We start from the raw sequence: 12900 nt of genomic DNA, 5'->3' as shown, positions 1-12900 counted from the left end.
TTTCAGAATCTTTAATTACACTTCATCCGCGGCCTAAGTTCGAGTGCTCAAATAACGACACATTTTTGAAGAAAACTACATATATCAGGAGGCTACCCTATGGATCGTCGTCGTTTCCTAGTAGGCGCCAGTTCAATTCTCGCAGGCAGTGGGCTTGTTAGCATGGCAAAACCAGCTTTAGCCAACGCAAGTTCGAATATCGATTCCCTCAAAGATAAGGCTCTAAAAAAAATCGCATTCGGGTCTTGCAACCGACAAAGTCGGGCTCAAACCCATTGGAGTGTGATTGAACAAGATCGGCCGGACCTATGGATATGGCTCGGGGATAACATCTATGGAGATGGACTTAGTCTTCAGCAACGTGCCGAAGCCTGGACCAATTTAAAGTTCGACCCTAACTACTATAGTCTCATGCAGAAAACAGCGACTATGGGAACATGGGACGACCACGATTACGCTAGCAATAATCAGGGCAAAAACTTCCCTGATAAGGAACAAAGCCAAGAACAATTCGCTGACTTTCTTGGGGTACCCGGCGATCACCCTATGCGCCTTCGCGAGGGTGTCTACTACAGCGAAACATTCGGTCCCTACGGCAAGCAAACACAAGTTATCATGCTCGATCTTCGCTATTTCCGTGGCAACCCCAGATATGAATCTATGCTAGGTGAGGAGCAATGGGACTGGTTTGAGAACGAGTTAAGGAGTTCCACAGCAGATTTGATTATCATAGGCTCCAGCGTTCACTTAACCTCAGGGATTACCGGCTTTGGGCTTGAGGGTTGGAATCAATATCCGAAGGAGCGCCAACGGCTCTACGAAGAGCTAGAGGCCATCGATGTACCCATTCTTGTGCTAAGTGGAGATCGTCATATGGCAGAGTTCACGAAACGGACTCTAAGGAACGGTAAGCCAATCTATGAATTTATGTCAAGTGGTCTTACCCACTCCACCTATGCCCCTCTTCCCGATTCTGGGCGCATTGGTCGAGTCATAGGATCAAAGAACTATGGGCTTATCAATATCGACTGGACAAGCCAGGGACCCCAGTTAGGTCTGCAGATTAAGGATGCCACAAGACAAGGAGTGGCACAACAGATCACTCCTTCATACGCTTACAGCTAAGATCAAAAATTAGAATTCCCCATGTGCCAAGCGCATCGGGGTCTCCTATATTTTTTTGAAATCGTATAGTTAAGCACCGTTACCGAAAATCTTTGCAAAGTACCCTGATATTTTGAGGTCTTTAATAGCTTTCGTTACAAGCTTCTGCTTGTCTTCAAGGCTTTGTTGAAAGGCATAGTAGACATTCTGCTCAGAAATAGGGCTAGCATTGTCGTACTGGTAGTTTTTTGAACGAAAGCGTTCGAAAGCATTTAAACCAGTATTTTCTTCAACGATAAAGGCATCGATCTTGCCTACATTCAGATCTTTGACATTCACAAAGTCTGACTTTTGATACCTTAGGTTGATCTGCTTATTGCTTGTAACTGCGGGGTCGTAAGGATATCCCTGGGTCAAGCCAACTGTCTTGCCGATCAGATCCTGAACCGTTCGTAGAAGTGGTTTACCTTTTTGGGTAAACACAAAATCTTTCTTCATGTAGATCGTTTCCGATACTGAAACCTTTTTCAAATCTGGAAAGTTTACGTCCAAAGCTGGAAATAATACATCGTACTTCTTCTCGTTGAAGCTGGCTATAGCCTGAGGTGGCGGAAGAATATTTATCTCTACATCAATACCAGCCTCAGAAAATGCCTTTTTAGTAAGATCGATAAATTTACCCTTGTCAGTCCCCTCCACCATCATTGGAATCTTGAATGTGACTTACTGTAAAGGTTTGGCATATGCTGACGCCGAAACAAAAAACCAAAAAAACAGTACACTAAAGAAGCTTTTCATCCTCACCTCCTTTGATGAGATTAGCACCAGAGATTAATGGACTCGGCCTATGCCATCAAATCATGAGGTGAATTTTCTAGAAAACCTTAACAACTAGGATTTTATGAATGATTTATCAGCTATCCTAGAAAGGTCAGCCTTGGGGAAAGACTTTTTCTGCCAGTCTACTGAAAAGATAGCCAAAGGATCTATAGAAAGCCTTTGGCGAAACTGTGTCATGAAATGCGGATTAACCAGTAACTCTGTGTTTTCTTGTCTCCACGTGATTGGCGAAACTTGCTCACTATTAGAAACATTCGTGCCTGTCACAACTAAGAAAGCTTATCAAAGGAAAGATGCCTGTGGAGGAGGTGCTATCCTCCTGCTCCGTCACTTGATCAGACGCCTACTAGGCATCCTTAGCTGAGTTGCTTCAATCGGGCGTATCAGCTTTCGGCAGTTGCACCAGTGCCCGGACAAATCCCAACACCAACCGATGATGAGGAAAGCTTTTTGAAAGTCGTGAAGTTGATATATCAAGATTGTATATCGCTGCCCACTATAGCAGTGAGGGGAACTTCCCCCAAACTGCTATTAGGGCCTTACATGCAACTCTAGGTAAACGACCATTCTTCAAGAAGATGTCTCGAAAACGAACTCCAAGTAACTCATAAAAGATCAGACTGAAGACTCCGATTTCAACCCGCCCGAGAATATTTTTCGCACCCCTTCGCGAATATCATCCGTAACAACTAGAAGGGCTGGGAGCAACAAGGTTGTTAAAAATGCGCCAAACGTCATTCCCCATCCTAAAGCTAGAGCAATCGGCACCACGAAGGGATCAAGGCCACCCAAGCCGTAGGCTGTCGGCAAGATCCCTGCGGTTGTCGTCACTGTCGTTAAAAAGATGGGTCTAAGTCTGATCCGTGCCGCTTGTCGGACAGCTGAAAACCGGTCTACTCCTTCCGCAACCAATTGATTCACGAAGTCGACCAAGACGATTGCATTGTTAACAATCACCCCCGCGAGAGCAATCACACCAATCATGCCCAAAAAGCTCAAAGGCTTGCCATGGAAGAAGAAGGTCCAGATCACGGCTACAACTCCAAGAGGAATCGTTGCAGCGATGACCATGGGTTGATAGAGATTTTTAAAAAGTAAGATTAAGATAAGCAGGATACCAAAGAAAGCAAAGCCGAATGCTCGGGCTAGGGATGCCATGGATTCGTTGGTGTCCTCATTTTCACCACCGAAATTAGCTCGAATGCCAGGATGATCCTTTAAGATATCTGCGACAATGGGCTGCATCTTGGCATTTACTTCTCTTGAGTTGCTGACTGCTGTATCTAGCTCAGCAAGCACCGAGACCTGCCTTTGGTTTGCTTCGTGTCGGAAAACGGAAACGCCCTGAGTTTCTTCGATCGTTGCGACACGGCCAAGAGGAATCAGTTGACTCCTAACATTGGGCACCAATATCTGGTCAATAGTTTCAACCCGCGATCGATCTTCTGCCGTTAGGGTCACCCTAATATCAAGCTCTTCATCAAGCCTTCGAATGGTAGTTGGTACCAAGCCCTCAAAAGATGCACGAACTGCACGACCAATATCGAATACTGTTAGTCCTGCCGCTACCGCCTCAGCATCCTTGACCCGAACATGAAACTCTTTCTTGCCTAGGTAATAAGAGCTTTCGATATCAGAAACCCCTTCTACCTCCTTCAATCTCTCTTGAATTTTGCTCACTACTGGTAAAATCGCCTCATAAGTTTTTCCTCTAACCCCAATATTAACTGGCTTACCAACTGGAGGACCACCGCTAATCTGCTCAAAGCTTAGCTTGGTCACCCCAGCCGGCTTGCCGACAGCTTCTCGTAGCATATCGATGGCTTGTTGTGCTGTAATATCTCGTTCGGTAGCCGGCGTGAGATAGACGAAAGCCTGGCCATACTGAGTTCCAACTTTACTGGATGGATCGTTGGCGTCCTTCTGCTGGATACCGATACGCACAATAAAATCATCCAGAACCGAGTCAGGCAAGGTCTCAGCAATCGCCTTTTCGATGGGCTCTGCAACCTCTGTAGTTTTCGCTAGAGATGTACCATTAGGAGTTTCAAAGTTGACGATGAATGTTTCTACGCCACCTTTAGGGAAAAGAACAAAGTCCATCTTAGTTGCTGCGACAAACAGAGATCCTCCTAAAAACAAGACAGTAGCTAGGATGACAAGGTAGCGAAGCTTGATGACGTAATAGATAACATAGCTATAGAATGGCTGTACATAGGCTTCCCAGGTCTGGACAAACACACCACCCTTAGCATGACCAGACTTATCACTGCTTTTCTCTTTTCGAATCCACTTTCCCAAATGATGAGGCAAGACAAAGAAACATTCCCAGAGGGAAATAAGAAGGGCTATGATCACTCCCATAGGGATATAGCGAATAAACTTACCGAAGATCCCAGACATATAAAGCATGGGAGCAAAGGCCATGACGGTTGTTAAAACTGAAACTGTAACCGGCGCCCAAACCTGTTGTGTGCCTTTCACCGCTGCTTCCATAGGATCGAAGCCCTTTTCCCGGAAACGCTGTGCATTTTCTGTAACCACAACCGCATCATCAACCAGCATACCTACGACGATGATGAGCCCCATCATACTGATCAGATTGATACTGATATCATAACCGAAGAAAATCGCGATAGCTCCTAAGAACGAAAACGGAATTCCGAAAGCTGTAATCGCCGCTACACGCCAGGGTAAAATAAGTGACAAAACTACCAACACGAGACCTAAGCCAACGAGTAGATTATTAGACAGTACACTGATACGACGTTGCACATAGAAACTGGTATCATTAACATAGCTAATCTGAACGCTGGGATCTATTTGAGGCATCAATTCCTCTACTCGTTGCTTGACCTCCGCAACTAAGTCAAGTACGTCTCCACTTTCCTTTTTCAAAACGGTCAGCGAGATAGAGCCTGTGCCATTGGTTCTATAGGTTCGCGTCACGCGCTCGAAAACTGTCGTAACTTTAGCAACATCTTTAATACGTATGGGATCTGCGAAAACATTGGTTCGAATCACCGTTTCGTCAACCTCAGAGGCATCCTCAAATTCGCCAATGGTGCGAACAATCATCTCCTTAAACTCAGTCTCTTCAGACCCATCAATGGTGCCTCCCGGAGTTGAAATATTGCGCCTTGCCAATGCATTGGTGATATCGGTCAGGGATACTTGATACTGCCGAAGCTTCGATGGCACCGCTTCAACTCTAACCTCGTAATCTCTCAGGCCATTGAATTGGATCTTCGCAACGTCGGACAGTAGCTCTAGCTCTTCTTCTAAGAATTTCGCAGTTGAGCGCAAAACGTCTTCCGATACATTGCCGCTCAGAGCGATCTCAATGGCCGGGGTGGTTTTATTCTCTAGAACCGTAACGATAGGGTCTTCTGCATCCTCTGGCAGTTCGGTGAAAGCATCGACTACCTCCTGAATATCCTCCTTGGCATCGTCTGCGGTTGTTTGATCTGGGTCTAGCTGAAGGATGATGGTACTGCCACCTTCCCGAGAGATAGAGGTCATCTTTTTAATGCCGTCCACCTCTTTGAGGTCCTGCTCTAGCGGATTGGTTAACAGCCGCTCAGAAGATTCGGCAGAAGCTCCCGGGTAAGGCGTCACCACAGTTATAATATCGAAGCTGATATTAGGAAAGACCTCTCGCTTGATGGAAAGAATCGAAACCACTCCTGCAACAAAGACAAAGACAGTGATCAGATCAACAAAAATACCTTGTTTGGCGAAGTAATCGATAAGCTTGTTCATTTATCCTACCTTATCTTGCTATTCTTAACGGCGGCTGCGATATATTTGGGCACATCTCCGTGCATCTTCTTCAACTTCCAAATTGCCCCGATCAGGCTTGCTTCGGTGCGCGCTAGGCTCTCTTGTGAGATGATAACGTCATTGGCTGATAGGATAACAGTTTGAACATCTACTTTTCCAAGAGTGAATCGCTCTTCTTCTAATTTTTTGCGCTCTCGATTCATTTTGAGCATGCGGCGGTATGAACTACGATCAGCTTGTAAGCGCTTAACCTCTTGGCAAGTGTTGGTCCAATCGATTTTGATTTCGCTACGCTTTGACGCGAGCTGCATCCGCGATACTTTCAGGTTCTTCTTAGACTCAAGCATTTCTGCCTTGGCAGCAGACTGGCCGAGGGTTACATCAATGCCAACTACGACAGAATAATTAGGATCTTTGAAAGACAAGCTATCTACATAGGTAGTACCAAGGTCGTTATCTACGGAATTTCCGCCGATAGCTGCTTGGACGTATAAATCGGGATCGAATTGGTCAGCAGATGTTTTCACTTTCAGTTCTTGGCTTTTAATCCGCTCAAGAAGAGTCGCCACGTCCGGGTGATAATCCGAACGAGCTTTTTCAAGACCAGTATTACTACAAAGGGCTTTGATTTGACTCTCGAACGACGATTCTTCCAGGGGAATCTTTTCCGGATCAACATTCAAAAACTCATCCGGCAGTTTGAGTAAGATGACTAGCTTACGCCATATATCACTAAGAGATTTTTGAGCTTGGCGATAAGCCTGCTCCACTTGAAGCAGATTCTGCTCGATATTCAAGACGTCTGCCTTTTCCGCGGTCCCTCGATTAAATAACAACTTTGTAATCTTCAGCAGTCGCTTCTGGGTTTGAATCCGTTCCTTAGCAAAACGCACTGAGTTTTGTGCCATCCAAGCTTGATGATAGATCTCCTGCAAACCTTGAAACCATTCCCCAAGACTCGCGCTATATTGAAACTCCACCGCCTTTTCGTGAAACTTTGCCGCTGCGAGTTGATCTTTAAACGTCTGGCCAAGACTGTTGCGCCAAAGGCTCTGTTTCACACTGAGGGTGACTTGGCTTTCATAATCATCAAGTGGAAATGGTTGTGAAAATATCAGATCTTGTCGAGTGGATAGCAGGCTGGTACTTAGTTGAGTGCCGGATTCAAACGACCGAGACCAAGAAAAGTCGAGCTGTTGACGAGATTCAATTTGAAACCCTTGGGGATTAGCCAATTCATTTTTATCACTGAGGTGGGTAAGAGAGGCTGACAACTGCCCATCCGTCGCTTGGCTTGCCTTGATGTACGGAACCTCTTTTGTCTCTAGCTCGGCCTTAAGAATTTGTACTTGATCCGAGTACCGGTAGCCCAAATCAACGATGGCGTCTAGGGTAACAACTCCACCTGGCACCATCGCTAAAAACTTTTGCTCCTTACTCGGCGCTCCCCATAGCACGCAAGGCCAGAGGAGCAAAATCAGACATAGCCTCATCCAACGATCGACTTGCAGATCTGCCAGCATTCCATTCTCCATCCATGTCGATTTTAGAAAAATTGAAATAAAATTAACCAAGGTAGGATACAAGATTCAAGCTGAAGAAAGAATAAGAATTTTTTGGAAGGCCAGAGTCCCAAGGCTTTCGGAGTTTATCGGTTCCCGTGTTGTGAACACTCATTCCTTGTCGCTGAAGTCTTAGAGCAGAGGCTACCTTTTGATGACCTTGTTAGGTGGAGTACCACTCTACTCGAAGATAATGAAGGCCCACCTGGTCACTTGACATTGTGACATATATCTCGCCAAGCAAGAAGCTCTAGATACGCAATAATTACTTACTGAAATATCATGAATGGTTGCCTTGAAAACTAAGAGGTCCTACTGGTCATGCGCAAATCTGAAATACTGCAAACGGCATCAGAGCTAGTGATTCAAGTTCCTAAGTCTATTTAATTAAGAGGATTTTTTGTGTTTTAGAAAAATAAATCATTGAGACCATAAACTTGGTTTTCTTTTTGCGTACACATTCGGTTGAAGCTATTTGCTTCATTCTTTTTAACGCAAAAGTTGAAATCAGGTGAGCAGGGTTTCTTTCAAAAAAACTCTCGCTTCGAAGATTATAGAAGATCGTGTTTAGGAGTTGTTTGTAGTCGATGCTCATACACTAACAGATAATCTGACGGAAGGTTAAGTGAATATAAAGCCTATTAGTTTGCTACAAGACAAAGAATATATGCAATAAAAACAAACTTCAGTGTCAGGCTTAGTAGAAGAGAGTTATCAGAAAGTTATCACTATAGTTTCGTAAAAATGCGTATTTCTTAGCGGTCTCAGCTAAGGTTGAGACCGAAAATGCCGCTCGCTTACTATAGAAGTAGAGACTGCTAAGGGATCAGCAAGCTGATCAAAATGGATGCGGTGATGCTCATCACGCGGCATCTTCGGTATTGTATTATGGAGGTAGGATTTTGGAACTAAGCTATAGCCAACCAACTAATCTGGAGTTTGGTCAACCCCACTCGTTCACTGTTGACCAACTTGATCAATACTTCAGTGCAACTCAAAAATCCATCGAGAAGCCTAGCATCGTGTTAGAGGGAATTTTACTTAGACATAAGGATCTTGCGGCTATTCGCTTCAGCTCCCAAAGTAGTCTGCCCGTAGTCATCATGGGAGAAACCGGGACCGGCAAAGAAGAGGTCGCCAAGCTCATTCACAAAGCCTGTCTATTGCGAGATCCAAAAACGCCATTTGTGTCTGCAAACTGCGCGAACTTAGATGGTAACTTGGTAACATCCACACTTTTTGGCCACCGGAAAGGCTCCTTTACAGGCGCTGATCAAAGCACCAAAGGCCTTATTGGCGAAGCTGACGGTGGAATTTTCTTCCTCGATGAAATCCATTACCTACCACTCGAAAGTCAACAACGACTTTTGCGGGTTTTAAACGATGGTTCTTACACCCGTATTGGTGAAGTAAAAGAGCAGCGATCTAACTTTAAGATCATCGTTGCTAGTACGAAAGATCTCGATCGTGAAGTTGAGCAAGGCAGATTTCTCCTAGATCTTAGATCTAGACTCACTGGAATCGACATCAGCCTTCCCCCCTTAAGAAAACGACAAGATGACTTCGCCACACTCATTCGCCTGTACTTCAGCAAGGTGCCACACATCGCAGAATCCATTCCGGACAAGGAGTTTCACGATCTAGTTAAGTTATGTCAAAGTTTCTATTGGCAAGGGAATATCCGCCAGCTGTATAAAGTACTCGACAACCTTGTCATTAAATCTCAGATTGATAGTATTCCCATAAAAGCAAAGAACCTTCCCATTTTCAAGACAATGCTTTGCCCAGGCACGAAAAAACCCGATGAAAAAGACAGCCAACTTGATGAAGCCATCGATTATTTGCACCTAGCGTCTCAACAAGATATCCCTCTCACTAAGTTTATGAGTTTCTTTGAGAAATTTATGATTGAAACGACATTAAAACGTCATCGAAAAATTTCTAGCGCCTATGAAGCTCTACGAATATCAAGAACCCAGTTTCATATCAAGCGAGCCAAGTATCGTGATAACCAAGCACTACTAGACTAAACAAGTTGAGCTATGGAGCCGCTGCTTCCAATGATCGAAGGAAGCAGCGGCTTTTTATTCAGATTTACTTCAAATCTGAACCTGCCCTCTTAGATAGTCCCATGCGAACTCATACTGCCTTAGCACCTCTTGAGGAAGAGACCTGAGAGCCTCGCTATTGATCCCTATCAAAACGTCATAAAGTTCGCAATCAACTTTTTGACTAGGGGTTCGGCATTCTCTTGCAACGAGCCTTTGAGATCGTCGCTTCGCCTTTAAAACTAGATCAATTTTGTTTGGTCCCAATGATCGCAAACTATCTAATTTTGAATGAGCCTGAGAAATTAATTGCTCTATTGTTCGCGCAGCCTCCTGCTTCATAGCAGATGGGAGCACCATACTAGCTAGGACATCATCAAAATGAGCTTGAAGCCGAAGCATCTCTGTAAGAGTTTGCTCACTCCTGAAAATAAGAAATGACAAAATTTGCCGGTCAAGCAAGCTATCGAATAGTCTCATCTCTCGAATCAATGGACTAAGATGTGCTTGGTATGATAAATGAGCTTCCACTTGGTAGAGTGATCTTTTAAGGTTTTCCTGGCTTGTTCCGGCAGCCAACTCAATTAGGTAGCGACTAACTTTATGGGCAGCAAGGCGAAAGCTTTGCTTTACGCTAGAAAGAACCTGCTCATTTTTGATAGTTTGATCTGAAATACGCCTCATAAAATCTTTTGCAAGGTAGGCTATGGACTGTTCCAAGACCAAAGAATCTTCAATACTTTTATCAACTATCGCCTTGAAAGAGATCATTGCTGAATCCGAAAGCTTCTGAGAAGCCTGTGTAACTTGAATAAGGTCTTCAATATTGACCTCTATTTTCTCTAACTCTGACTCAATATAGCCCTTAATCTGAGACGGATTATTGTTCAGGGACTCTTCAAGCGAAGCAATAGATTCAAGACTCAATGAAGCCCGTTTTGTAATTTCTTTTGAGAGGATTACAAACCGTGATTCACTAGAGAGGTAAGTTTCTTCCAATCTCCACAGCTTATCAAGCTGTGTTCGAGAACCTATTGTAGCGTTAAGAGTATCTTTTGCATCCTGCCGACTGTCGGCTTGAGCTTGGATGCCTGTAATAAGGCTAGCCCCAAGACTCAAAGTTAGAATCAAAATCCTACGTTTCATAATTCATTCCCTCCTCTTCGGGATAGAAAAACTCCTTTAGCTTCAACATTAAGAATTCTATTTTCTCGATTCTGCAACGTGATTTCTAAAGTCGCTCTCATTCGAATATCGTTTACTTCGACGCAGCCATAAAGTGGATTAGCCCAACGAGTGACCCGGATCGCGCCATTTTCTAGGGTAGGACCTTCATGCCATTCATCTATCTCCTGAATCGGTTCAATGTCTCCCTCCTGCCATTCCCAGCTGGGCAAGCTGATTCGAGTCGGCTCTAGCCGGGCAGAGACTATTTGCCATTGATCTGGATCTAATCCTAAGTCCTCTACCTGGGGCAAATCCCATGATACTTCCATAAGACGATCAATTGTTTGGTAACTCGCTGGAAAGACAACATTCAGCTGATCCCTAATTTCTAGTTGTCTAAGTAGAAGTAGATCAAGTTCATCGAGTAATTTAAAAAGCTCTTCTATATCTGATGTTTCATCAATTACTTTGAGAAGATCTTGCATCTCTTGCAAAACGTTTGTAAGTTCTGCCACTAGATCTTTCATAGCTTTGTGATTGCTTTGAACTTCGCTACAGTTTGGAATGGGCGTGCTAGTTAGAGGCTCATGATGATGAGCTTTACCAGTCAACCAATCGTGTGAGTTGCCAACGGAGCTAATGAGTCTAGGAACTTCCCAGCGATTTTGAGCAGCTGCTGCTAAAAACACTTCTAATGGGTTTTGAGCTGCTGCTCCATGTGAGAAGAATAGTGGCGCTAGTAAAGTGAAGAATAATTTAAGGATATTGCGATATAATGATCTTTTCATTGCTCGCTCCGACTATTGATGATTGAGTTGATTATTAGCAATATGCTCGACTTCAGAAGGGGGATCTTGAATGAGAACTCCATTTAAAAAGTCTTCCAGACTAAGGTCTTTAAGCGAACCGATCTCATCAAAGTAGAAGTTCGACAGTGTTATTATCTCAAAAAGAGAGAAGGTTGTATCGTCGGGTAGAATGTTCGCTAAGGCCACGCCGTTGACCAAAGACCTTTGGCTAGGAGCCAGATCATCCAGAACGTCCTTATTGCTCTGCTCCCATAAAGTTAAGTTCTGATAGCTATCCTGAGCCAATGTTTGATCGAAAAGCGTTCGAAACTCATAGGAATACTTTGGATAGCTTCCGGAAATATCGACACTGATATGCGCTTTTCCTGAACGCAGGTCGCAAGCTAAGTCCATTGCTTGAATACGTCCTGAAACTTGCCCACCAACGGGGCTAGGAATACTGAAGATATCTTCAAGGCTCTTTTTCAGATCTTCAGTGGCTCCTACTTTTTGAATCAGCGCACTAGACTCCCAGTTTAAGCTCACATTTACGGTACCGACCACATAGGGGTTGCGATGAACGAATGCACCAGCCTGAATACCCGCGTTTTCGGCAACTTGTTTCACCTGCTGGCGAATAAGAGTTTGGTCTAAGTAGGATGCAATAGAAGAATCGATGCGAACCGCACTTTCCTCGCGAAGCTTTCTCATGATTTCGGCACGGCGATGGGGAAGCAGGTCCAACATCCGAACCTGAGTTCCAACAGCACTGCAAGTACCGTCATCCAAGTTGTTACCAAATGTACTACCAATAAGATTCAGGCTGAATGTACCATCAAGTATATTAGGATAGTCAACTATAGAAAAGAGTCCAGAGTCTTCGACCATCGCATTCAACTTAACACTAGGAGATAATTTTACTTCAATTAATTTAGGTGTGGCCAGCCCTGAACCTGCCGCGAGAGTTCCTAATATAGCTAGAAATCCTCGTATTTTGCTATTCTTCATCGATCAATTTCCTTACGTTGATAATATTTTATTGCACATCAAGTATTCGATGTGTTTTTCATTTTTTTGTCGTTACCGACTCTAATCTTCATTCTGATTTTGAAGTTTAAGTTTATGTGCGGCAAGATCTGCTTTGATTCCTTCAAGATCTCTATTCGTTATCGCAACCCTGAGATCTGACATTCTCTTGAACTTACGCCCATAGTACTCGCGTTCTTTAGATGCTACTTCACCGTCTAGATTCAGTCTTTTGATAACATCATCTCGCTCAATCTCTTCCTCATGAGACTGCAGCTCCTCTTTCAGCTCTTCGGTATCCATTGTGGGGATCGAAGCCCAAGTTTCCTGGATTCTGGCGCTCTCGTTTTCGAGATCTTCAGTAGGCTCTATACTCCTCACTTCTTCTACTTCAACACTCACTGGCGCGGTTGACACAGCTTCTTCATTTTCCCGATGGAGCTGTTGTTCTGCTGGTGATTTCTGCTGAACGATTTTTTGGCTCAAATAAAAGGCTATGGCGATCAAGCCAAATCCTAATAAAGCAATCACTCCGGCTTTATGTTTCATCGACGAATTTCCTTTGTTCCGTTAAAATTCAAT

General features: G+C 44.1%; 10 protein-coding genes. 3 read left to right on the top strand and 7 right to left on the bottom strand.

Annotated features, from left to right (window positions below):
• The first annotated feature begins 99 nt into the window (after nt 1–99).
• On the top strand, nt 100–1125 hold the full coding sequence (locus tag B9N89_RS07440) for an alkaline phosphatase D family protein (RefSeq protein ID WP_132316548.1): 1026 nt from the start codon (nt 100–102) through the stop codon (nt 1123–1125).
• Between the two features lie 69 nt (nt 1126–1194).
• On the opposite strand, the gene B9N89_RS07435 is transcribed toward B9N89_RS07440, so the two are convergent.
• Nucleotides 1195–1809 carry a substrate-binding periplasmic protein gene (locus tag B9N89_RS07435; RefSeq protein ID WP_132316550.1) on the bottom strand — a complete coding sequence of 205 codons (615 nt, stop codon included), beginning with the start codon at nt 1807–1809 and terminating at the stop codon, nt 1195–1197.
• Nucleotides 1810–2005: 196 nt separating this feature from the next.
• Between B9N89_RS07435 and B9N89_RS31280 the strand changes: the two genes are divergently transcribed.
• On the top strand, nt 2006–2308 hold the full coding sequence (locus tag B9N89_RS31280) for a hypothetical protein (RefSeq protein WP_132316552.1): 303 nt from the start codon (nt 2006–2008) through the stop codon (nt 2306–2308).
• Nucleotides 2309–2559: 251 nt separating this feature from the next.
• Here B9N89_RS31280 and B9N89_RS07430 read toward each other — a convergent pair whose 3' ends face one another.
• Both B9N89_RS07430 and B9N89_RS07425 read right to left on the bottom strand, forming a co-directional pair.
• Nucleotides 2560–5706, bottom strand: a complete 3147-nt coding sequence (locus B9N89_RS07430; RefSeq protein ID WP_132316554.1) for an efflux RND transporter permease subunit — start codon at nt 5704–5706, stop codon at nt 2560–2562.
• Between the two features lie 5 nt (nt 5707–5711).
• A complete protein-coding gene (locus B9N89_RS07425) occupies nt 5712–7250 on the bottom strand; it encodes a TolC family protein (protein ID WP_159455220.1) in 1539 nt (512 codons plus the stop codon).
• 941 nt (nt 7251–8191) lie between these two features.
• Here B9N89_RS07425 and B9N89_RS07420 point away from each other — a divergent pair.
• Entirely contained in the window at nt 8192–9319 is a 1128-nt protein-coding gene (locus tag B9N89_RS07420; protein WP_132316558.1) for a sigma-54-dependent transcriptional regulator, read from the top strand.
• Nucleotides 9320–9388: 69 nt separating this feature from the next.
• Here B9N89_RS07420 and B9N89_RS07415 read toward each other — a convergent pair whose 3' ends face one another.
• The 4 genes from B9N89_RS07415 to B9N89_RS07400 all read right to left on the bottom strand — a co-directional run bounded on the left by B9N89_RS07415 (nt 9389) and on the right by B9N89_RS07400 (nt 12867).
• Complete coding sequence (locus tag B9N89_RS07415; RefSeq protein ID WP_132316560.1) at nt 9389–10483, bottom strand: hypothetical protein; 1095 nt, start codon at nt 10481–10483, stop codon at nt 9389–9391.
• Nucleotides 10480–11292 carry a hypothetical protein gene (locus B9N89_RS07410; RefSeq protein WP_132316562.1) on the bottom strand — a complete coding sequence of 271 codons (813 nt, stop codon included), beginning with the start codon at nt 11290–11292 and terminating at the stop codon, nt 10480–10482. Before B9N89_RS07410 ends, B9N89_RS07415 begins: the two co-directional genes overlap by 4 nt.
• A gap of 12 nt (nt 11293–11304) precedes the next feature.
• On the bottom strand, nt 11305–12300 hold the full coding sequence (locus B9N89_RS07405) for a hypothetical protein (RefSeq protein ID WP_132316564.1): 996 nt from the start codon (nt 12298–12300) through the stop codon (nt 11305–11307).
• An 81-nt stretch (nt 12301–12381) separates the two neighbouring features.
• Entirely contained in the window at nt 12382–12867 is a 486-nt protein-coding gene (locus B9N89_RS07400) for a hypothetical protein (protein ID WP_132316566.1), read from the bottom strand.
• Nucleotides 12868–12900: the final 33 nt, after the last annotated feature.

Origin of the sequence: Pseudobacteriovorax antillogorgiicola, assembly GCF_900177345.1 — a bacterium.
Classification (GTDB): Bacteria; Bdellovibrionota_B; Oligoflexia; order Oligoflexales; family Oligoflexaceae; genus Pseudobacteriovorax; species Pseudobacteriovorax antillogorgiicola.
The sequence above is the reverse complement of the archived record's forward strand: the minus strand, read 5'-3'. Positions and strand labels throughout refer to the sequence as shown.

Bases quoted from the DNA above. Each gene is read 5' to 3' on its own strand.
- B9N89_RS07440 (WP_132316548.1), top strand. From the start codon at position 100: ATGGATCGTCGTCGTTTCCTAGTAGGCGCCAGTTCAATTCTCGCAGGC.
- B9N89_RS07435 (WP_132316550.1), bottom strand. From the start codon at position 1,809: ATGATGGTGGAGGGGACTGACAAGGGTAAATTTATCGATCTTACTAAA.
- B9N89_RS31280 (WP_132316552.1), top strand. From the start codon at position 2,006: ATGAATGATTTATCAGCTATCCTAGAAAGGTCAGCCTTGGGGAAAGAC.
- B9N89_RS07430 (WP_132316554.1), bottom strand. From the start codon at position 5,706: ATGAACAAGCTTATCGATTACTTCGCCAAACAAGGTATTTTTGTTGAT.
- B9N89_RS07425 (WP_159455220.1), bottom strand. From the start codon at position 7,250: ATGCTGGCAGATCTGCAAGTCGATCGTTGGATGAGGCTATGTCTGATT.
- B9N89_RS07415 (WP_132316560.1), bottom strand. From the start codon at position 10,483: ATGAAACGTAGGATTTTGATTCTAACTTTGAGTCTTGGGGCTAGCCTT.
- B9N89_RS07410 (WP_132316562.1), bottom strand. From the start codon at position 11,292: ATGAAAAGATCATTATATCGCAATATCCTTAAATTATTCTTCACTTTA.
- B9N89_RS07405 (WP_132316564.1), bottom strand. From the start codon at position 12,300: ATGAAGAATAGCAAAATACGAGGATTTCTAGCTATATTAGGAACTCTC.
- B9N89_RS07400 (WP_132316566.1), bottom strand. From the start codon at position 12,867: ATGAAACATAAAGCCGGAGTGATTGCTTTATTAGGATTTGGCTTGATC.